Annotated in this window: 19 protein-coding genes; 12 read left to right on the top strand and 7 right to left on the bottom strand. The window is 68.1% G+C overall.

Annotated elements, in window-relative coordinates:
* The first annotated feature begins 86 nt into the window (after window positions 1–86).
* A complete protein-coding gene (locus tag AX750_RS03230) occupies window positions 87–1,475 on the top strand; it encodes an amidase (RefSeq protein WP_066717879.1) in 1,389 nt (462 codons plus the stop codon).
* On the opposite strand, the gene AX750_RS03225 is transcribed toward AX750_RS03230, so the two are convergent.
* The 3 genes from AX750_RS03225 to AX750_RS03215 form a co-directional block, all read right to left on the bottom strand.
* Window positions 1,476–2,036: a DUF4337 domain-containing protein gene (locus AX750_RS03225; RefSeq protein WP_066717876.1), complete on the bottom strand. Its 561-nt coding sequence runs from the start codon at window positions 2,034–2,036 to the stop codon at window positions 1,476–1,478.
* 68 nt (window positions 2,037–2,104) lie between these two features.
* Complete coding sequence (locus tag AX750_RS03220) at window positions 2,105–3,064, bottom strand: tyrosine recombinase XerC (RefSeq protein ID WP_066717873.1); 960 nt, start codon at window positions 3,062–3,064, stop codon at window positions 2,105–2,107.
* 36 nt (window positions 3,065–3,100) lie between these two features.
* Window positions 3,101–3,442, bottom strand: coding sequence for a hypothetical protein (locus AX750_RS03215; protein ID WP_066717863.1), 342 nt, complete (start codon window positions 3,440–3,442; stop codon window positions 3,101–3,103).
* Between the two features lie 103 nt (window positions 3,443–3,545).
* Here AX750_RS03215 and AX750_RS03210 point away from each other — a divergent pair, with 103 nt between their 5' ends.
* The 6 genes from AX750_RS03210 to AX750_RS03185 all read left to right on the top strand — a co-directional run bounded on the left by AX750_RS03210 (window position 3,546) and on the right by AX750_RS03185 (window position 11,087).
* The gene (locus AX750_RS03210; RefSeq protein WP_066717860.1) at window positions 3,546–5,732 is read left to right on the top strand and encodes a primosomal protein N'; all 2,187 of its coding nucleotides are present in this window, start codon (window positions 3,546–3,548) and stop codon (window positions 5,730–5,732) included.
* 240 nt (window positions 5,733–5,972) lie between these two features.
* Complete coding sequence (locus AX750_RS03205; RefSeq protein ID WP_066717857.1) at window positions 5,973–6,542, top strand: F0F1 ATP synthase subunit delta; 570 nt, start codon at window positions 5,973–5,975, stop codon at window positions 6,540–6,542.
* Complete coding sequence (atpA, locus tag AX750_RS03200; RefSeq protein ID WP_066717854.1) at window positions 6,542–8,071, top strand: F0F1 ATP synthase subunit alpha; 1,530 nt, start codon at window positions 6,542–6,544, stop codon at window positions 8,069–8,071. Before AX750_RS03205 ends, atpA begins: the two co-directional genes overlap by 1 nt.
* Before the next feature lie 96 nt (window positions 8,072–8,167).
* Entirely contained in the window at window positions 8,168–9,037 is an 870-nt protein-coding gene (locus tag AX750_RS03195; protein WP_066717850.1) for a F0F1 ATP synthase subunit gamma, read from the top strand.
* A gap of 66 nt (window positions 9,038–9,103) precedes the next feature.
* Entirely contained in the window at window positions 9,104–10,567 is a 1,464-nt protein-coding gene (gene atpD, locus AX750_RS03190; RefSeq protein WP_066717848.1) for a F0F1 ATP synthase subunit beta, read from the top strand.
* A gap of 106 nt (window positions 10,568–10,673) precedes the next feature.
* Entirely contained in the window at window positions 10,674–11,087 is a 414-nt protein-coding gene (locus AX750_RS03185; protein WP_066717845.1) for a F0F1 ATP synthase subunit epsilon, read from the top strand.
* A gap of 54 nt (window positions 11,088–11,141) precedes the next feature.
* Here AX750_RS03185 and AX750_RS03180 read toward each other — a convergent pair whose 3' ends face one another.
* Complete coding sequence (locus tag AX750_RS03180) at window positions 11,142–11,522, bottom strand: VOC family protein (protein WP_156446434.1); 381 nt, start codon at window positions 11,520–11,522, stop codon at window positions 11,142–11,144.
* Window positions 11,523–11,568: 46 nt separating this feature from the next.
* Window positions 11,569–14,661: a bifunctional proline dehydrogenase/L-glutamate gamma-semialdehyde dehydrogenase PutA gene (putA, locus tag AX750_RS03175; protein WP_066717840.1), complete on the bottom strand. Its 3,093-nt coding sequence runs from the start codon at window positions 14,659–14,661 to the stop codon at window positions 11,569–11,571.
* A 129-nt stretch (window positions 14,662–14,790) separates the two neighbouring features.
* Here putA and AX750_RS03170 point away from each other — a divergent pair, with 129 nt between their 5' ends.
* Window positions 14,791–15,246, top strand: a complete 456-nt coding sequence (locus AX750_RS03170; RefSeq protein WP_066717837.1) for an Lrp/AsnC ligand binding domain-containing protein — start codon at window positions 14,791–14,793, stop codon at window positions 15,244–15,246.
* A 22-nt stretch (window positions 15,247–15,268) separates the two neighbouring features.
* Here AX750_RS03170 and AX750_RS03165 read toward each other — a convergent pair whose 3' ends face one another.
* Window positions 15,269–16,279 (bottom strand): TerC family protein, encoded by a 1,011-nt coding sequence (locus AX750_RS03165; protein ID WP_066717834.1) that lies wholly within the window; start codon window positions 16,277–16,279, stop codon window positions 15,269–15,271.
* A gap of 293 nt (window positions 16,280–16,572) precedes the next feature.
* Here AX750_RS03165 and AX750_RS03160 point away from each other — a divergent pair, with 293 nt between their 5' ends.
* The 3 genes from AX750_RS03160 to AX750_RS03150 all read left to right on the top strand — a co-directional run bounded on the left by AX750_RS03160 (window position 16,573) and on the right by AX750_RS03150 (window position 19,389).
* Entirely contained in the window at window positions 16,573–17,634 is a 1,062-nt protein-coding gene (locus AX750_RS03160) for an ABC transporter substrate-binding protein (RefSeq protein ID WP_082735163.1), read from the top strand.
* Between the two features lie 199 nt (window positions 17,635–17,833).
* The gene (locus AX750_RS03155) at window positions 17,834–18,622 is read left to right on the top strand and encodes an ABC transporter ATP-binding protein (protein WP_066722885.1); all 789 of its coding nucleotides are present in this window, start codon (window positions 17,834–17,836) and stop codon (window positions 18,620–18,622) included.
* Window positions 18,619–19,389, top strand: a complete 771-nt coding sequence (locus AX750_RS03150) for an ABC transporter permease (protein WP_066722882.1) — start codon at window positions 18,619–18,621, stop codon at window positions 19,387–19,389. The genes AX750_RS03155 and AX750_RS03150 overlap by 4 nt, the downstream gene beginning before the upstream one ends.
* A 22-nt stretch (window positions 19,390–19,411) precedes the next feature.
* Here the strand turns inward: AX750_RS03150 and AX750_RS03145 are convergent, their stop codons facing one another.
* Window positions 19,412–20,029, bottom strand: coding sequence for a J domain-containing protein (locus tag AX750_RS03145; RefSeq protein ID WP_066722878.1), 618 nt, complete (start codon window positions 20,027–20,029; stop codon window positions 19,412–19,414).
* Between the two features lie 139 nt (window positions 20,030–20,168).
* Here AX750_RS03145 and AX750_RS03140 point away from each other — a divergent pair, with 139 nt between their 5' ends.
* Window positions 20,169–20,432, top strand: a complete 264-nt coding sequence (locus AX750_RS03140) for a BolA family protein (RefSeq protein WP_066722875.1) — start codon at window positions 20,169–20,171, stop codon at window positions 20,430–20,432.
* Window positions 20,433–20,454 lie beyond the last annotated feature (22 nt).

The following is a 20,454-nucleotide window of genomic DNA, read 5'->3' as shown; positions in this document are numbered from 1 at the left end:
GAGGCGCCCCATGCCACCTGCCGCTCCTTCGCGGCTCGTGTCATGCACGAGGCGAGCCGCCGCCTTAGCCGACCGGAGCCTGCGCCATGCCGAACCCCGCCGATCTCAGTGCCGTCGAGCTGCTCGACGCCTACAGCGCCCGAAGCCTCTCTCCCGTCGAGGTGCTGGAGGCCGTGATCGCGCGGATCGCGCGGTGGGAGCCTCGGATCAAGGCGCTCTATGCCTATGATCCCGAGGCGGCCCTGCGGGCGGCGAAGGCCTCCGAGGCGCGCTGGATGAAGGGCGAGCCGCTGCCGCTCGATGGCGTGCCGGGAACGATCAAGGAGAACATCGCCACCAAGGGCACGCCGATGCCCATCGGCACAGCCGCGCGCGATCTGTCGCCCATGCCGGAGGACGCCCCGGTCGCGGCGCGGCTGGGGGAGGCGGGCTTCGTGATGCTCGCGAAGACGACGATGCCCGATTACGGGATGCTGTCCTCGGGCCTGTCGAGCTTCCACGAGCTCGCCCGCAATCCCTGGGATGTGACGAAAAACCCGGGCGGCTCCTCGGCCGGGGCCGGGGCGGCGGGCGCAGCCGGCTACGGGCCGCTTCATGTCGGGACCGATATCGGCGGCTCGATCCGGCTGCCGGCCGGCTGGTGCGGGCTGGTCGGTCTGAAGCCGAGCTTCGGCCGCGTGCCGATCGACCCGAGCTATTACGGCCGCGTCGCCGGGCCGATGACCCGAACGGTCGCGGATGCCGCGCTGATGATGCGTGAGATCGCGAAACCCGATGCGCGCGACGGCATGAGCCTGCCACCGCAGGAGATCGACTGGCGGTCCCTCGACATCGACGTGAAGGGGCTGCGACTCGGCCTGCATCTCGATCCGGGCATCGGGATCCCCGTCGAGCCGGAGACGAGGGCAGCGATCGAGGCGGCTGGCTGCGCCTTCGCGGCGGCGGGCGCGATCGTCGAGGAGGCGCCGGCCTTCCTGACGCGAACCATGCTGGACGGGCTCGACGATTTCTGGAGCCAGCGCGCCTGGGCCGATATCGGTGCGCTCTCGCCGGACAAGCAGGCGCAGGTGCTGCCCTATATCTTCGCCTGGGCGAAGCGGGGCGACGGGCTCTCCGGCGAGCGCGTCTATCGCGGGATGAGCCAGATGCTGGCGATCAAGGACGCGGCGCTGAAGCAGAGCGCGCCCTTCGATTTCGTGCTGTCGCCGGTTGCGCCGGTGCCGAGCTATGCGGCGGAGCTCGCTTCGCCGATCCATGATCCGGACCGGCCCTTCGAGCACATCGTCTTCACCCTGCCCGCCAATATGTCCGACCAGCCCTCGATCGCCGTGCCCGCGGCGATGACGGCGGGCGGACTGCCGATCGGGCTGCAGATCACCGGGCGGCGCTTCGACGATCTCGGCGTGCTGCGGCTGGCGCGCGCCTGGGAGAGGCTTCGCCCGCCGCTGCCGGCCTATCCCGGCGCGGAGGCCTGATCAGAACAGCAGGCGCGGGGCGACAAGCGCCAGCGCCATGAAGACCAGTGAGAGCGCGCCGAGGCCGCCCGCGGCATAGGCGAGGACTCCGACGCCGGTGATGATCGAGGCCGAGGCGACGACGATGCCGATCTGCAGCAGACCCGAGGCGATCTCGAAATTCTCGCTGCGGGCCTTCTGGTCGTCGCGGATCTGCTCGGTCGCCTTGGCGCGGGCCATCAGCTCCTTGCGGCCCTCCTGCGTCTCCGGCTCGGATTCGTAGCGGGCGACCGTCGCCTTCCAGCTGTCGATGCGCTTCTGCAGCCGCTCGCGCGTGGCGGCGTCGGTGGTGCCGATCAGATCGATCTCCATCGCCTCGGCGGCGGTCCGAACGGTGGTGCCGCGAATGGTCTTGGCCTGGAAGAAGGACCAGAGATTCGAGGCGTCGATGTTCTTGGCGATGGCCTCGTTCTCGGCCTGCTTGCCGCCGATTTCCGACAGCGAGAGCAGTAGCGCCAGCACTGCGATGAGCAGCGCGATCTTCTTGTTGCCGCCCTCGGGCGGCTCGATGTGAGCAGACACGAATCATCCCCCAATGCCGTGGCGCAGCGTCTTATGCCGAAACGGCAGCCAAGGGGAGCGGAAGGGGGTCAACGCCCCGCCTGCGGATGAGCGGCGTCATAGGCCGCCATCAGCCGGGCTGAATCGATGCGGGTGTAGATCTGCGTCGTCGAGAGCGAGGCGTGGCCGAGCAGTTCCTGGATGGCGCGCAGGTCGCCGCCGCGGCCGAGCAGGTGGGTGGCGAAGGAATGCCGCAGCGCGTGCGGTGTCGCGGAATCGGGCAGGCCGAGTGCACCGCGCAAGCTCTCCACCGCGAGCTGGATGATGCGCGGGGAGAGGGGGCCGCCCTTGGCGCCGACGAAGAGCGGGCCCTGCGGCGGCAGAGTCCACGGACAGAGCGCGAGATAGGCGGCGATGGACTCGACGACCACCGGCAGGACCGGAACCATGCGGGTCTTGCTGCCCTTGCCGATGACGGTGAGCGTATCGCCCGCACGGGCCGGGGCCTGAGCGCGGGCCAGGGACAGCGCCTCCGAGATGCGCAGGCCGCAGCCATAGAGCAGCGAGAGAACGGCGGCGTCGCGGGCGAAGATCCAAGGATCGCGGATGTCGCCGGCCCGCGTTTCGGCTTTGGTGACGGCGCGCGCCGCGCGTGCTTCCAGCGGCCGGGGCAGAGCCTTGCCGATGCGGGGGCCGCGTGTCGCGGCGAAGGCGGCGGCGGTGAGCCTTCCCGTCCGCTCGCCGAAGCGGGCGAAGGAGCGCAGCGCTGCGAGCTGGCGCATCAGCGTGCGGTTGCCGACCTCCTCGCGCCGGCGCCGGCCCAAAAAGGCGCGCAGATCGGCCGGCTTCAGGGCGGCGATGTCGGCGACGCTCGGGGCGCCGCCGAGATGGTCTGTGAGGAAGTTCGCGAACTGGCGCAGATCGCGGGAATAGGCTTCCAGCGTCTTCGGCGAGAGCCGGCGCTCATGGGCGAGATGATCGAGCCAGGCGCGGGCGAGGGTATCGAAATCGGACATGATCAGCCTGAGCCTCGCATCGGCGCGGAGCATGACGGCGCAACCTTAACGCCTCGCGAAGGGGCGACCTCAACGCTTCGGGCAGGCGAAGGGCATGAAGGTGCTGGCCATGCCCTGGTTCATGCCCATCACGACCATGATGTTGGCGAGGTTCAGTTCCTCGGCGCTGCGCGGGCAGACCTCGCCCTTGATGCTGCAGCCGGAGGCGAGAAAGGCCTCATGGGCGTCGAGAAAATCCTGGCCAAGTCCTTTCCGCCCCAGCCTCGACAGCGCCTCGGCATAGGCCTTGGTGTAGCGCTCGCATTTGATCGCCGGCCAGTTTTCGGGGGGCGTCGGCTGGGCCTGCACCGGAGCGGCGAAGGTGGCAGCGGAAAGCAGAATGGCGCCGGAGAGGCGGGCGGCGAAGGGCATGGCGGTCTCGGATCTGCGGCCGGAGGGCGGCAGACATCATGCGATCGGGGCCATGGCAAGGCAGGCGGTTGTCGCCATGGCGGGCAGAGGCTAGGCACGGGCGATGAGCGGCGAAGCGGATCGGGCGGAGGATGGTGGCACCGTCGAGGTGCTGATCCCGCTCGCGCTCGACCAGGCCTATAGCTATGCCGTGCCGCCCGGTCTCGTGCTGGCGCCCGGAGATGTGGTGCAGGTGCCGCTCGGGCCGCGCCAGACGGTCGGCGTCGTCTGGGAGCGGGGCGCGGGGCGCGGCGGCAATCTCAAGGCCGTGACGGCCAAGCTCGACATGCCGCCGCTCGACGGCGCGCTGATGAAGCTGGTCGACTGGGTCGCCTGGTACACGCTCGCTCCCAAAGGATCCGTGCTGGCGCTGGCGTTGCGTCGGCCGCCCGAGGACGGCCCAGAGCGCCCGAAGCTGGGCGTCCGGCTCGTCGGCGCGCCCCCGGCACGGATGACGCCGGCGCGGGCGCGGGCGATCGCGGCCGCGGAAGGCGGGCTGCTCATCGCCAAGAGCGCGCTCGCGGAAGCGGCTTCGGTCAGTGCGGCGGTGATCGATGCGCTCGTCGATGCCGGGACCTTCGCCGTCGAGCCGCTGCCACGCGAGGCGGTGGCGGCCATGCCCGATCCGGACCATGCCGCGCCGGCGCTGTCGGAGGACCAGGCGGCGGCGGCGGCGGCGCTCGTCGCCTCGGTCAGGGCCGCGACCTATGGGGTGACGCTGCTCGAGGGCGTCACCGGTTCGGGCAAGACGGAGGTCTATTTCGAGGCGGTTGCCGAGGCGGTGCGGCTCGGGCGCCAGAGCCTGATCCTGATGCCCGAGATCGCGCTCACGGCGCAGTTCATCGACCGCTTCGAGGCGCGTTTCGGCGTCCGTCCCGGGCTGTGGCATTCGGCTGTGACGGGCCGCAGGCGCGAGCGCCTGCAGGCGGCGATCGCCAGCGGCGAGGCGAAGGTGGTGGCGGGCGCGCGCTCGGCACTGTTCCTGCCCTATCGCGATCTCGGCCTGATCGTGGTCGATGAGGAGCACGAGGCCGCCTACAAGCAGGAGGACGGTGTCGCCTACCACGCCCGCGACATGGCGGTGGTGCGCGGGCGCATTGAAAACGCGCCTGTGATCCTGACCTCGGCGACGCCGTCACTGGAAACCCGCGTCAATGCCGAGCGCGGCCGCTACACCCATCTCAAGCTGCCCGAGCGCTTCGGTGGGCGGACGCTGCCGACGCTCGGTCTCGTCGATCTGCGCCAGGACAAGCCGCCGCGCGGGCGCTGGATCTCGGACACGCTGGCGAAGGCGATGACCGCCAATCTGGAGGCCGGCGAGCAGTCCCTGCTGTTCCTGAACCGGCGCGGCTATGCGCCGCTGACGCTGTGCCGCGACTGCGGCCACCGCTTCCAGTGCCCGAACTGCTCGGCCTGGCTGGTCGATCATCGCTTCCGGCGCGCGCTGGTCTGCCACCACTGCGGCCATGTCGAGCGCCGGCCGCATGAATGCCCGCAATGCCATGCGCAGGAGAGCCTAACCGCCTGCGGGCCGGGTGTGGAGCGTCTGGCGGAGGAGGTGGCGACGCTGTTTCCGCAGGCGCGGGGCATCGTGCTGTCGAGCGATTTCCCGGGCGGGACCGAGCGCCTGAAGACCGAACTGATGGCGGTCGCCTCGGGTGAGTTCGACATCGTCATCGGCACGCAGCTCGTGGCCAAGGGGCACAACTTCCCCGGCATGACGCTGGTCGGCGTGGTCGACGCCGATCTCGGCCTGACATCCGGCGATCCGCGCGCGGCCGAGCGCACCTTCCAGGTGCTGCGGCAGGTGACGGGCCGGGCCGGACGTGGCGAAAAGCCCGGCCGCGCCCTGCTGCAGACGCATGACCCGGCCCATCCCGTGCTGAAGGCGCTGGTCTCGGGCGATCCGGAGCGGTTTTATGCCGCAGAGATCGCCGCGCGCGAGGCGGCGGGGCTGCCGCCCTTCGGGCGCCTGGCGGCGCTGATCGTCTCGGCCAACAACCAGCCCGAGGCCGAGGCGCATGCGCGCGCTCTGGCGCGCTGCGCCGAGGCGCCGGAGGGCGTGGCCGTGCTCGGCCCGGCCGAGGCGCCGCTCGCCGTGCTGCGCGGGCGCCACCGCATGCGGCTGATCGTGAAGACGGAGCGGGGTGTGGATCTCCAGGCCTATCTGCGCGGCTGGCTCGCCCGCTGCGGCAAGCCGAAGGGCTCGGTGCGCGTGGCGGTCGATGTCGATCCGCAGAGTTTCCTCTGAAGGTCGGTCGGTTCCGGCCGGCCCTGTCGCCACGCCTCCGAAAGGACCGGCAAAACCGTGTCTTGGATCGGCATCAACGGATTGCGCGCCCCAAAACCACATGCTAGTGCACCGCCACATTTAGGTCGCGAAGCCGTCTTGCCGGGTTCACGTCCGTGATACATCGCAGCGCCGGGACCTTGCACTCCGCCTTCGCCCGAAGGCCGCCGGGGCGGTCCCATGAAACGAGAGATTTGACGCGTGGCTGAAGGCGGATCGCAAGGATCACTGGTTTCGGGCGTGGCCGGTCGCTACGCCACGGCCCTGTTCGAACTGGCCAGCGAGGCCAATGCTGTCGATGCCGTCACTGCCGATCTCGACAGCTTCTCGGCCCTGCTGGCCGACAGCGAGGATCTGCGGCATCTCGTCGGCAGCCCCGCCTTCTCGGCGGAAGAGCAGACCGGCGCGATCAAGGCCGTGCTCGCCAAGGCCGGCCTCACGGGTCTCGCCGGCAATTTCATCGGTCTCGTCGCCAGCAAGCGCCGCCTGTTCGCGCTGCCGGGCATGATCACCGCCTACAAGGCGCTCGTCGCCCAGGCCAAGGGCATCGTCAGTGCCGAGGTCACGCTGGCCGAGACGCCGGCGCCCAAGCGCGTCGACGAGATCCGGGCCGCGCTGGCCGCCGTCGCCGGCAAGGATGTGGACGTCGCGATCAAGGTCGATCCGTCGCTGATCGGCGGGCTCGTCGTGAAGATGGGCTCCCGCATGGTCGACGCCTCGCTGAAAACCAAGCTCAATTCAATTCGTCTTGCCATGAAAGAGGTCGGCTGATGGAAATCCGCCCCGCTGAAATCTCCGCGATCCTGAAGGCCCAGATCTCCAATTTCGGGTCCGAAGCTTCCGTCACCGAAGTCGGCCAGGTTCTCTCCGTCGGCGACGGCATCGCCCGCGTCTACGGCCTCGACAAGGTCCAGGCCGGTGAGATGGTCGAGTTCGAGACCGGCGTGCGCGGCATGGCGCTCAACCTCGAGAGCGACAATGTCGGCGTCGTGATCTTCGGTTCCGACCGCGAGATCAAGGAAGGCCAGACGGTCAAGCGCACCGGCGCCATCGTCGACGTGCCGGTCGGCAAGGAGCTGCTCGGCCGCGTCGTCGACGCGCTCGGCAACCCGATCGACGGCAAGGGCCCGATCAAGGCGACCCAGCGCGCCCGCGTCGACGTCAAGGCGCCCGGCATCATCCCGCGCAAGTCGGTTCACGAGCCGATGGCGACCGGCCTGAAGGCGATCGACGCCCTGATCCCGATCGGCCGCGGCCAGCGCGAGCTGATCATCGGCGACCGCCAGACCGGCAAGACCGCGGTGGCGCTCGACACGATCCTGAACCAGAAGGCCAACAACGAGACCGGTGACGAGAGCCAGAAGCTCTACTGCGTCTATGTCGCGATCGGCCAGAAGCGTTCGACCGTCGCCCAGTTCGTGAAGGTGCTCGAAGAGCGCGGCGCGCTGGAGTACTCGATCGTGATCGCGGCGACCGCCTCGGACGCGGCCCCGATGCAGTTCCTGGCGCCCTTCGCCGGCTGCGCCATGGGCGAGTATTTCCGCGACAACGGCATGCACGCCGTGATCATCTATGACGACCTCTCTAAGCAGGCCGTCGCCTACCGCCAGATGTCGCTGCTGCTGCGCCGCCCGCCGGGCCGCGAGGCCTATCCGGGCGACGTGTTCTATCTCCACTCCCGCCTGCTCGAGCGCGCGGCGAAGATGGGCGAGGACGCCGGCCTCGGCTCGCTGACGGCGCTGCCGGTCATCGAGACGCAGGCGAACGACGTGTCCGCCTACATCCCGACCAACGTGATCTCGATCACCGACGGCCAGATCTTCCTCGAGACCGATCTGTTCTACCAGGGCATCCGCCCGGCGGTGAACGTCGGCCTTTCGGTGTCGCGCGTCGGCTCGGCCGCGCAGACCAAGGCGACGAAGAAGGTCGCCGGCAAGATCAAGGGCGAACTCGCGCAGTATCGCGAGATGGCCGCCTTCGCGCAGTTCGGCTCGGACCTCGACGCCGTGACGCAGCGCCTGCTCAACCGCGGCGCCCGCCTGACCGAGCTCCTGAAGCAGCCGCAGTTCTCGCCGCTGAAGATGGAAGAGCAGGTCGTCGTGATCTATGCCGGCGTCAACGGCTATCTCGACGCCCTGCCGGTCGCCAAGGTCCGCGCCTTCGAGGACGGGCTGCTGGCGCTGGTTCGCGGCAAGCATGCCGACATGCTGGCCGAGATCGGCAAGTCGAAGGATCTGTCCGACGCCAATGCCGCGAAACTGAAGGACATCGTGAGCGACTACGCCAAGTCGTTCTCGTAACCGCCGATACGGGCGCAGCGGGGCAGGCCGTCTCGCTGCGCAGTCGCTCTGGATTGCTTCGTCGCTGAACAGTGACGGGTAGAGGGTCAAGACCGGATGCCGTCCCTTAAGGACCTACGAAACCGCATCGCTTCCGTGAAGGCGACGCAGAAGATCACCAAGGCCATGCAGATGGTCGCGGCCGCGAAGCTGCGCCGGGCGCAGGCCGCGGCCGAGGCCGCCCGCCCCTATGCCGAGCGCATGGAGACGGTGCTGGCCAATCTCGCCTCGGGCGTGACCGGCGCGAGCGCGCCGCGCCTGATCGCCGGCACGGGCTCGGACAAGGTGCATCTGCTCGTCGTCTGCACCGCCGAGCGCGGCCTGTGCGGCGCCTTCAACTCCTCGATCGCCCGCCTGGCGCGCGACAAGGCGGTGGCGCTCAAGGCCGAGGGCAAGACGGTCAAGATCATCTGCGTCGGCAAGAAGGGCTATGACCTGCTTCGCCGGCAGTTCGAGAAGGACATCATCGAGCTGATCGACCTGCGCTCCTTCAAGCAGGTCGGCTACGTCAATGCCGAGACGATCGCCCAGAACGTGCTGTCGCGCTTCGCGGCCGGCGAGTTCGACGTGGCGACCCTGTTCTTCTCGAAGTTCAAGTCGGTGATCTCGCAGATCCCGACGGCCCAGCGGATCATCCCGGCCGAGATCCCCGCCGGGACCAAGACGACCGAGGCGGTCTACGACTACGAGCCGGACGAGGGCGAGATCCTCGAGACCCTGCTGCCGCGCAACCTCACCGTCCAGGTGCTGCGCGCGCTGCTCGAGAACGCCGCCTCCGAACAGGGTGCCCGCATGTCGGCGATGGACTCCGCCACGCGCAACGCCGGCGAGATGATCAAGAAGCAGACGCAGCTCTACAACCGCTCGCGCCAGGCGATGATCACCAAGGAACTGATCGAGATCATCTCCGGCGCGGAAGCGCTCTAACCGCCTGAATTGAGGCCGGCGCGCCGGCTTTGTCGACACGCTGAACGCGAATCCGAGGTTATCACCATGGCCAAAGCCGCTACGAAGAAGACCGCCGCCGAGAAGCCCGCCAACACCGGCACCGGCCGCATCGCGCAGGTCATCGGCGCCGTCGTCGACGTCCAGTTCGACGGCGCGCTGCCGGAGATCCTGAACGCGCTCGAGACGACCAATCTCGGCAACCGGCTCGTCCTCGAGGTCGCCCAGCATCTCGGCGAGAACACGGTCCGCACCATCGCGATGGACTCGACCGAAGGCCTGGTCCGCGGCCAGTCGGTGACCGACACCGGTGCCCCGATCGCCGTGCCGGTCGGCGACGAGTGCCTCGGCCGCATCATGAACGTCATCGGCGAGCCGATCGACGAGGCCGGCCCGATCATGACGACCGCCACCCGCGGCATCCACCAGCCGGCTCCGTCCTATGCCGAGCAGGCCACGGATGCGCAGATCCTGGTCACCGGCATCAAGGTCGTCGACCTGCTGGCTCCCTACGCCAAGGGCGGCAAGATCGGCCTGTTCGGCGGGGCCGGCGTCGGCAAGACCGTGCTGATCATGGAGCTCATCAACAACGTCGCGAAGGCCCATGGCGGCTATTCGGTGTTCGCCGGCGTCGGCGAGCGCACCCGCGAGGGCAACGACCTCTATCACGAGATGATCGAGTCGGGCGTGAACAAGAAGGGCGGCGGCGAGGGCTCCAAGTGCGCCCTGGTCTACGGCCAGATGAACGAGCCGCCGGGCGCCCGCATGCGCGTCGCTCTCTCGGGCCTGACCGTCGCCGAGGACTTCCGCGACAAGGGCCAGGACGTGCTGTTCTTCGTCGACAACATCTTCCGCTTCACGCAGGCCGGCTCGGAAGTGTCGGCGCTGCTCGGCCGCATCCCGTCGGCGGTGGGTTACCAGCCGACGCTGGCGACCGACATGGGCAACCTGCAGGAGCGCATCACCACCACCAATAAGGGCTCGATCACCTCGGTGCAGGCGATCTACGTCCCCGCGGACGACCTGACCGACCCGGCGCCGGCGACCTCGTTCGCCCACCTCGACGCCACCACCGTGCTGTCGCGCTCGATCGCCGAAAAGGGCATCTACCCGGCGGTCGACCCGCTCGACTCGACCTCGCGCATGCTCTCGGCCGACATCGTCGGCGCCGAGCACTACAGCGTGGCGCGTCAGGTCCAGCAGATCCTCCAGCGCTACAAAGCACTGCAGGACATCATCGCGATCCTGGGCATGGACGAGCTCTCGGAAGAGGACAAGCTCACCGTTGCCCGCGCCCGCAAGATCGAGCGCTTCCTGTCGCAGCCCTTCTTCGTCGCGGAAATCTTCACCGGCTCGCCGGGCAAGCTGGTCGCGCTCGAAGATACGATCAAGGGCTTCAAGGGCCTGGTCGAAGGCAAGTACGATCACCTGCCGGAGGCCGCCTTCTACATGGTCGGCTCGATCGACGAAGCCATCGAGAAGGCCCAGCGCCTGGCGGCGGAAGCGGCCTGAGGATCGTCATTCTCGGGCTCGGCCCGAGAATCTCACGACCAGACGACGCTGGTTTCCGGGATGGCCGGGTCAAGCCCGACCATGACGAGCCGAGGAGAGATATACGATGGCCACCTTCAAGTTCGAACTCGTCTCGCCGGAGCGCATCCTGTTCTCGGGCGACGTCGTCAGCGTCATCATCCCGTCGATCGAGGGTGAGATGACGGTTCTGGCCGGCCACGCGCCGCTGGTCGCGACGCTGAAGGCGGGCATCGTGTTCGTCCAGACGACCGGCAACAACGGCAAGGAATTCTTCGTCAATGGCGGTCTCGTCGAGATCAACGCCGCCTCGACGACGATCCTGGCGGAGCAGGGCCGCTTCCTCGAGGACGTCAACGCCGCTGTGCTCGACCAGGAAATCCTGAGCGCCGAGACCAAGCTGACCGGCTCGAAGGACGAGGACGAGAAGAAGCGCCTGCATGACACGCTGGTGCAGCTGCGCGAGTTCAAGCACGTCTTCGAGACCCGCAAGGCAGCCTGAGAGCTACCGCAGGCAAGACGATCGAGGGGCCGCGCGAGCGGCCCTTTCTCGTTGTCAGGCGTAGCTGATGAACTCTAGCAGGGAGCCGTCGGGATCGCGGAAATAGACGCTGGTGCCCGCGCCGCCGCGGCCGAAGCGCTGCACGGGGCCAAGTTCCACCGGCACATTGCAGGCGGCCAGATGCGCGACCGCGTCCGCGATCGGCCCGTCCCAGCGAAAGCACAGATCGCTCCCGCCGGGTGGGACGGGGAGCCTCGCCTTCGGTTCCGGCTGGAGCCCCGGACCGTGGCAGTTCAGCTGCGCGGCTCCGATCCGGTAGACGAAACCCGCCCCGTTCAAGACCACGGCCGCCCCGAGAACATCCCGATAGAAGGCGTTCGAGCGCTCCCAGTCCGAAACATGGATGACGCAATGGTCGAAGCTGATCGCGTCCATGGCCATCCCTCGCTGAACTCGTGCAGTGCCGCCGCCGAGCTTGCGCCTACTCACCCATCGCGATCAAGCTGGCGTTGCCCCCGGCTGCGGCCGTGTTGATCGTCACCGTCTGTTCCGTTGCGAAGCGCATCAGATAATGCGGGCCGCCGGCCTTCGGCCCGGTGCCCGAGAGGCCATGGCCGCCGAAGGGTTGCACACCGACCACGGCACCGATGATGTTACGGTTGACATAGATGTTGCCGGTGGAGAGCCGGCTGGTGACCTGTTCGATCGTGGTCTCGATGCGCGAATGAACGCCGAGCGTGAGGCCGTAGCCGGTCGCCTCGATGTCGTGGATGACCCTGTCGAGTTCGCCGGCCTTCCAGCGCACGACGTGCAGGATCGGGCCGAAGTGCTCGCTTGTGAGGTCGGCGACGCTGCCGAGCGACACGACATGCGGCGCGACATAGGTGCCGCCGAGGGCGGGCGTCTGGCCGGCCCATGCGACGCGGCCGAGCTTGCGCATGGCGTCGATATGGGTGTCGAGCCGGTGCTTGGCGGCGGCGTCGATGACCGGGCCAATATGGGTGTCGATCGCGCGCGGGTCGCCGAGCTTCAGCTCGCGGGCGGCGCCGGTGATCATCTCGATCATCTTATCGGCGACATCGTCCTGGACGACGAGCAGGCGCAATGCCGAGCAGCGCTGGCCGGCCGAGCGGAAGGCCGACATCACGACGTCGTCGGCAACCTGTTCGGCCAGCGCGGTGGCGTCAACGATCATGGCGTTGAGGCCGCCGGTCTCGGCGATCAGCGGGACGATGGGTGAGTCCTTGGCCGCAAGCGCGCGGTTGATCGCGCGGGCGGTCGTCGTCGAGCCGGTGAAGGCGACGCCAGCGACCTCCTTATGCGCGACGAGGGCCGCGCCGACCGCGCCATCACCCGGCACGAGATGGAGCGCAGAAACGGGAATGCCGGCCTCGTGCAGGAGGCGCACGGTCACGGCCGCGATGAGCGGCGTCTGCGGCGCCGGCTTGGCGACGACGCTGTTGCCGGCGACGAGCGCGGCCACGATCTGGCCCGCGAAGATCGCGAGCGGGAAGTTCCAGGGCGCGATGCAGAGGAAGGCGCCGCGCCCGCGGAGGATCAGGCGGTTGTCCTCGCCGGTCGGGCCGGGCAGGGCGGTCGGCGTCGCGAGCTTCGCCTCGGCTTCGGCCGCGTAGTAGCGGCAGAAATCGACCGCCTCCCGCACCTCCGAGAGGGCATCGTCGAGCGTCTTGCCCGCTTCGGCCTGAAGCAGGGCGAGCAGCAGGCCGCGCCGCGCCTCCATCAGGTCCGCGGCCTTGCGCAGGGCGGCGGCGCGCGTGCGGGCCGGGGTGGCGTTCCAGGCGGGGAAGCCCGCCGTCGCCGCCGCCACGGCGCGTGCCGCCGTCGTCGCGTCGGCTTCCGCGACGCGGCCGATGACGTGGTTGTCGATCGGCGAGCGCACATCGCGGGCCGTGCCGCCGGCGCTCGCGCCATCGATGATCGGGGTGGCCTCCGGGAAGGGCTTGGCGACCGCCGCCGCGATCTCCGCCAGCAGGGCTTCCAGGCTCTCCGCATGGCCGAGTTCGACGCCGGCCGAGTTCTTGCGGGAGGGCCCGAAGAGGTCCGCCGGCAGCGGGATGCGGCGATGCCGGGCCGCGCCGGGCTGGCCGATGATGTCCGCCGGCGGGACGAGCAGCTGCGCCACGGGCACGTCGGGATCGCCGGAGACGCTGACGAAGGAGGAGTTGGCGCCGTTCTCGAGCAGGCGCCTCACCAGATAGGCGAGCAGGTCCTGATGCCCGCCGACCGGCGCATAGGTCCGGCAGGCGAAGCCCTCGGGGCCGGCGAGGAGTTTTTCGTAGAGCGCCTCGCCCATGCCGTGCAGGCGCTGGAACTCGAAGCCCTCGGACGATCCCGCCATCTCGGCAACGGTCGCGACCGTTTGGGCGTTGTGGGTGGCGAACTGGGGAATGATGCGCGGCCGCAGGGCCAGCAGCTGGGCGGCGCAGGCCTCGTAGTTCAGGTCGGTCATCGCCTTGCGGGTGAAGACCGGATAGTCGGCCAGGCCGCGCTCCTGGGCGCGTTTGAGCTCGGTGTCCCAATAGGCGCCCTTGACGAGCCGCACCATCATGCGCCGGCCATGGGCCTCCGCGAGCCTGCCGATATGGTCAATGACCGCCGAGGCGCGCTTCTGATAGGCTTGGATGGCAAGGCCGAAGCCGTCCCACTCTGCCAGCGAGGGATCGGCGACGACCGCGTCGATGATGTCGAGCGACAGCTCGAGCCGGTCGGCCTCTTCGGCATCGACGGTAAAGTTGAGGTCGTAGCGCTTGGCCTGGCGGGCGAGCTCGATGACCTTGGGCGTCAGCTCGGCCAGGACGCGCTCGCGGTTGGTGGCGTCGTAGCGCGGATGGAGCGCCGAGAGCTTGACAGAGATGCCCGGCCGGTTCGGCAGCGGGGCATTGCCGGCCGAGCGGCCGATGGCGTCGATGGCCGCGGCGTAGGAGGCGAAGTAGCGATCTGCGTCTCCTTGCGTCCGGGCGCCTTCGCCGAGCATGTCGAAGGAGTAGCGGTAGAGCTTGCCGCTCTTCGAGCCGGCACGCTTCAGTGCCTCCTCGATGGTCTGGCCGAGCACGAAGTGGTTGCCCATGACGCGCATGGCCTGGCGGGTGGCGGTGCGCACCGTCGGCATGCCCAGCCGCTTGGCGAGACCGCCGATGATGCTGGTCGGGGTCTCGCCCGGCTGGATGACCCGGGCCGTGATGCCGAGCGCCCAGGCCGAGGCCGAGACGAGGAAGGCATCCGATTTCGATTCGTGATGGGCGAAGTCGCCCTGGCCGAGCTTATCCTCGATCAGCCGGTCGGCGGTGGCGGCGTCGGGCACGCGCAGCAGGGCCTCGGCCAGGACCATCAGGGCCAGGCCCTCGCGGGTGGAGAGCGAATACTCCCGCAACAGCTCCTCGATGCCGCCGAGCCCGACCTTGCGGCTCCGGATCGCCTCGATCAGCTCCGTCGCGCGGGCATCGATGCGGGCCTTGGCCGCCGGTTCGCGGCGCGCACCGGCCAGCAGCCTTGCGGCGATCGCCCCGTCATCTTCGGCATAGGGGGCACGGAAGGGCGGAAGAGGGGCGGCCATGAAGGGCTCCGAACCGGTGCGGCGGATGATCTGAAGAATCGTCCGGCTTGGACCTCATTTCAATTGGCTGTTTCGGCCATAGAGCTTTATCTTTTCCGGTCTTATCGGCCTCCAGCAGAGTTTCATCCCATGCTCGATCGAACCGACCGCCGCATCCTGTCGCTGATCCAGGGGGATGGCCGCATGGCCGGCGTCGAGTTGGCCGAAAAGGTCGGGTTGTCGCCGACGGCAGCCGGAGAGCGGCTGAAGCGGCTGACGCGCGAGGGCTACATCACCGGCTATCGCGCGGCGCTGGATCCGCTGAAGCTCGGGCTCAACCTGCTCGTCTTCGTCGAGGTCTATCTGGACAAGACCACGCCCGATGCGTTCGAGCGTTTCGCCGCGGCGGTGAAGCGAGCGCCGGAGGTTCTGGAGTGCCACATGGTGGCAGGCGGGTTCGACTATCTGGTCAAGACCCGCGTCGCCGACATGAACGCCTATCGCCGCTTTCTTGGCGAGGTGCTGCTAGCGCTGCCGGCGGTGCGCGAGACACGTACCTATGCGGTGATGGAAGAGGTGAAGACCGACGGCGCGCTGCCATTGTGAGCCGCGCGCCGCCGGGAAGGCGTCACTCCGCTTGATGCGTGACGGCGGGCTGGTTGCGGGTCTTCCAGAGCGAGAAGACCACGCCGCCGAGGATCAGCGCCAGCGTCACGCCGAGCGAGATCGCGGGGTCGACCTTGCCGAAGATCTGGTTCCAGAAGATCTTGCCGCCGATGAAGACCAGGACAAGGGCCAGCGCCGTCTTAAGATACTCGAAGCGGTGAACCATCGCGGCCAGCGCGAAATAGAGCGCACGCAGGCCGAGGATCGCCATGATGTTGGCGGTAAAGACGATGAACGGATCCGTCGTGATCGCGAAGATCGCCGGCACCGAGTCCACCGCGAAGATGAGGTCGGCGATGTTGATCACCACCAGCGCCAGGAACAGCGGCGTGGCGTAGATCAGCGTGCGGCCGGTCACAGAATCCGGCAGCCGGACGAAGAAGCGCTCGCCATGCAGGCTGTCGGTGACCCGCATGTGCTTCTTGAAGAAGATGATGAGCTTGTTCTTCGACATGTCCGGCTCGGCCTCCGGCACGACCAGCATCTTGATGCCGGTCACGATCAGGAAGGCGCCGAAGATGAAGAGGATCCAGTCATACTCCTGCACCAGCGCCGCGCCGATGCCGATCATCAGGCCGCGCAGGATGATCACCGCGATGATGCCCCAGACCAGGGCGCGGTACTGATAGCGGCGCGGGATTGCGAAGAAGGTGAAGATCAGCGAGATGACGAAGACGTTGTCGATCGACAGCGCCTTCTCGATGAAGAAGCCGGTGAAATAGGTCACGCCGGCATGGGTGCCGTCGGTCGTCTTGAGGTTGCCGGTTTCGAAGGCCCACCAGACGACGGCGCCGTAAAGACAGGCGAAGCCGATGTAGAACGCCGACAGCCGCAGGCTCTGGGCGATGCCAATCTCACGGTCGCCCCGGTTGAGCAGGCCGAGGTCGAAAGCGAGCAGGGCGAAAACGATTGCGAGGAAGCCGCTCCACATCCAGAGCGGCTTGCCGAGCCAGTCGGCAAGCAGAAATTCCATGTCCGGGCGCCTATGGGTTTGGGTTGATGTCGAAGGCGGTTCCGACATCGCGGCCATGTCATCCAGACATGCTCCGCCAGAGGGGCCCGGTACCGCCGAGTCGGCAGATGGGGTCGTCCGACCGGACCGACAAGAGGTTCCTCGCCAAATTTTTGCCATGGAGTCGCCTCGCGGCCGGCGCAGGCGGTGATTGGCGCTTGACCGGCGCGGCGGCTCCGTCAGTGTGGAGATCACGGCACGACATTTGCTCCTCGCGCCGACCGATCAGTTTTCGAACCCGACAGGAGAGATCGATGCCCGCCCCGTCCCGCCCGACCGTTCTCGGACGCCTGCGCGCCTGCGCCGGGCGCCTCGTCCTCGCTGCCGGGCTGGCTTCCGCGCTGGGAGGCCTCGCCTCCACCGCGCAGGCGCAGACGCCCGTCCGCTTCACGCTAGACTGGCGCTTCGAGGGCCCGGCCGCGCTGTTTCTGATGGGGATCGAGAAGGGCTACTTCAAAGCCGAGGGGCTCGACGTCACCATCGACACGGGCAACGGCTCGCGCGAAGCGATCCCGCGGGTGGCCTCCGGCACCTATGATGTCGGCTTCGGCGACGTGAACTCGCTGATCCGTTTCCGCGACGAGAACCCGACCATCGACCTCAAGGCGGTGATGATGGTCTATGACAAGCCGCCCTTCTCGATCGTCGGGCGCAAGAGCCGCGGCATCACTTCCGACGCCAAGAGCCTCGAGGGTAAGAAGTTCGGCGCCCCCGCTGCGGACGCCGCCTTCGCGCAATGGCCGATCTTCAAGGCGGTCAACAAGCTCGACGACAGCAAGATGCGGCTGGAGAATGTCGGCTTTCCGGTGCGCGAGCCGATGCTCGCCTCGGGCGAGGTCGACGCCGTCTTCGGCTTCGCCAACTCCTCCTACATCAATCTCAAGTCGCGCGGCGTCCCGGTCGACGATATCGTCGTGATGCTGATGTCGGATTACGGCGTCGAGCTCTACGGCAACGTCATCATGGTCTCGCCGAAATTCGCGGCCGAGAAGCCCGAAGCCGTGCGCGGCCTGCTGCGGGCGATCACGAAGAGCGTGAAGGATACCGTCGCCAATCCCGAACTCGGCGCGCAGCTCGTGATCAAGCGCAACGACGTCGCCAAGGTCGATGTCGAACTCGAGCGGCTGAGGATGACGCTCCAGCAGAACGTGATGACGCCCTGGGTCAAGGCCAACGGCTTCGGCGGCATCGACAAGGCGCGCTGGGCCAAGGCGCTCGACCAGATCGCGCTCACCTTCACCTTCAAGGACAAGGCCAAGGCCGGCGACGCCTTCACCGACGCCTTCCTGCCGGCCTCGGCCGAGCGGGTGTTTTGAGTTTCTGCAAGACGGATCCTCACGAAGACCGACCCTCAACGGTCATCCCGGACAAGCCGCTTCAGCGGCGCCGATCCGGGATCCACGCCTGAACCTTTCCGGCATGGATCCCAGGTCTCCGCGGAGTTCATCCTTGGGCCGATCGACGATCGGACCCCGAGGGCTCCGCCCGGGGTGACGGCGCTTGGAAAGAGCCCGATTGACCGCCTTCGTCGAACTTCACGATGTCACCCATGTCTATGGCGGCGGCGAGGGGCCTCCGGCGGTCGCCGGCCTGTCGCTGAAGGTGCGCGAGGGCGAATTCGCCGCAATCGTCGGCCCCTCGGGCTGCGGCAAATCGACGATGATGAAGCTTGCGACCGGGCTGCAGCGGCCGAAAGCCGGCAGCGTGATCGTGGATGGGCGCGAGGTCGCCGAGCCGATCAAGATCACCGGCATGGCCTTCCAGAACCCGGTGATGCTGCCCTGGCGCACGACGCTGCAGAATCTGCTGCTGCCGCTCGAGATCGTCGAGCCGCATCGCTCGCGTCTGCGCGCGAACAAGGCCGAATATGTCGCCCGCGCCGAGATGCTTCTGGAGACGGTCGGGCTCAAGGGCATGGGCTCGAAGTTCCCCTGGCAGCTCTCGGGCGGCATGCAGCAGCGGGCCTCGCTCTGCCGCTCGCTGATCCACGAGCCGAAGCTCCTGATGCTGGACGAGCCCTTCGGGGCGCTCGACGCCTTCACGCGGGAGGAACTCTGGTGCGTGATCCGTGATCTCCACGCCCAACGTGGGGTCACCGTCATCCTGGTGACGCATGACCTGCGCGAGGCGGTGTTCCTGGCCGACCGGGTTTTCTGCATGTCGGCCCGGCCCGGCCGGATCATCGCCGAGCGCGAGATCGGCTTTGCGCGGCCGCGCGACCTCGACGTGACCTACACGCCCGAATTCGCCGAGATCGTTCACGAACTGCGCGGGCATATCCGCGAGGCGAGGGCCGTGGCATGACCCGCTCGACCTGGCTCAAGCTCGCGCCCTATCTCTTCACCTTCGCCTTCTTCGCGATCTGGGAGATCGCCTGTCGCGCCTTGGCGATCTCGGCCTTCATCCTGCCGCCGCCCTCGGCGATCTGGGCGGCGCTGGTGCAGTACCAGAAGCCGCTCTACACCAACGCCTTCCACACGCTCTGGATGACCTCGCTCGGTTTCGGACTGTCGATCCTGTTCGGGCTGGCGCTGGGGCTGCTGGTCGGCTCCTCGAAGCTGATCTATGCCGGGCTCAACCCCCTGCTGGTCGGCTTCAACTCGATCCCGAAGGTCGCGGTCGTGCCGATCCTGGTGATCTGGTTCGGCGTCGGCTGGCTGCCGCCGGTGCTGACCGCCTTCGTGATCTCGTTCTTCCCGATCGTGGTCAATGTCGCGACGGGGCTCGCCACGATCGAGCCGGAGACCGAGGACGTGCTGAAGGCGCTCGGCGCCAGCCGCATGGACATCATGACCAAGGTCGGCATCCCGCGCTCACTGCCCTATCTCTTCGGCGCGCTGAAGGTCTCGATCACCCTGGCCTATGTCGGCTCGGTGATCGGCGAGCAGAACGCCTCCAATCTCGGCCTCGGCAATCTGATCACGCGCGCCTCGGCGGATTTCAACGTGCCGCTGATCTTCGCCGCGCTGATCGTGCTGGCGATCCTGGGCGTGTTCCTGGTCGCGATCGTCGATGTCGTCGAGAGCCGGATGACGGGCTGGGCGAAGCGCTCGCAGCTCGGCAACGCCTGAGTCACGAAGGGGCGGTGCCCCTTCAGACCATGCCGGTCGATTTGAGCTGCTGGTAGGCCTTCAGGATTTCCTGGAGCGTGCCCTCGCGCGAGCGGTCGCCGCCATTTGCGTCCGGATGGAAGCGCTTCACCAGCTCCTTGTACTTCGCCTTGATCGCCGCGGCGTCGGCATTCTCGTCGAGGCCGAGCGCCTCCAGAGCCTTGCGGGCGACCACGCCGACGCGCGGCTCCGGCTGCGACGCGGTCTGGGCCCGCCGCGCGCCGAAGATGTTGAAGGCGTCCTGGACATCGGGCTGCTCGCCGCCGCCCGCGACCCGGCCGCGCTGCGCCATCCGCGCCGCCTTGGAGTTGACGCCGAGTTTCCAGGTCGGCCGGTGCCCGATCGCCGCCTCCTTGGCGTAAGCCGCCAGCGCGTCGTCATCCATGCCGGCGAAATAGTTGTAGGTCGCGTTGTAGGCCTTCACATGCTCCAGGCAGAACAGGAAGAACTTGCCTTCGCGGCCGCGGCCCTGCGGCGCGCGGAACTCGCCGGCGCGCGTGCAGCCGGGATGGTCGCAGCGTGGCGCATCGCCGTCCTCGACCGCTTCTGCTTCGGAAGGGCCGATCCTGATGCGGTCGAACAGGCGCGAGTTGAAGTTCATGGTCGAACGGTTATGAGACTCGGGAAGCGAACCGGCAAGTGCGACGCAGCATGCATCTGCGGGGCTTGACGGCACGGGCACGAACAGAGGGCGAAAGCCCGACGGACTCGTTCAGAAGGGTGGCGCGATCATGACCGGAATGGCCGAACGGATCGCCGCCAAGCTCGAGGCGGCGCTGTCGCCGGAGCGGCTCAACGTGATCGACGAGTCGCACCAGCATCAGGGCCATGGGGGCTGGCGCGAAGGCGGCGAAACCCATTTCAGGGTCGATATCGTGTCGCAGGCCTTCGCCGGCAAGAGCCGGCTCGATCGTCACAGGCTGGTCAACGCCGCCCTGGCGCAGGAACTCGCCGAGCGGGTCCATGCGCTGGCGATCGTGGCGCGCGCGCCGGGCGAGGGCTGACGGCTCCCTCTCGGGAGACTCG

The sequence above is a fragment of the Methylobacterium sp. CCH7-A2 genome, from assembly GCF_001557075.1.
Taxonomy (GTDB): Bacteria; Pseudomonadota; Alphaproteobacteria; order Rhizobiales; family Beijerinckiaceae; genus Allobosea; species Allobosea massiliensis.
This window is presented reverse-complemented; position numbering and strand designations above follow the sequence as displayed.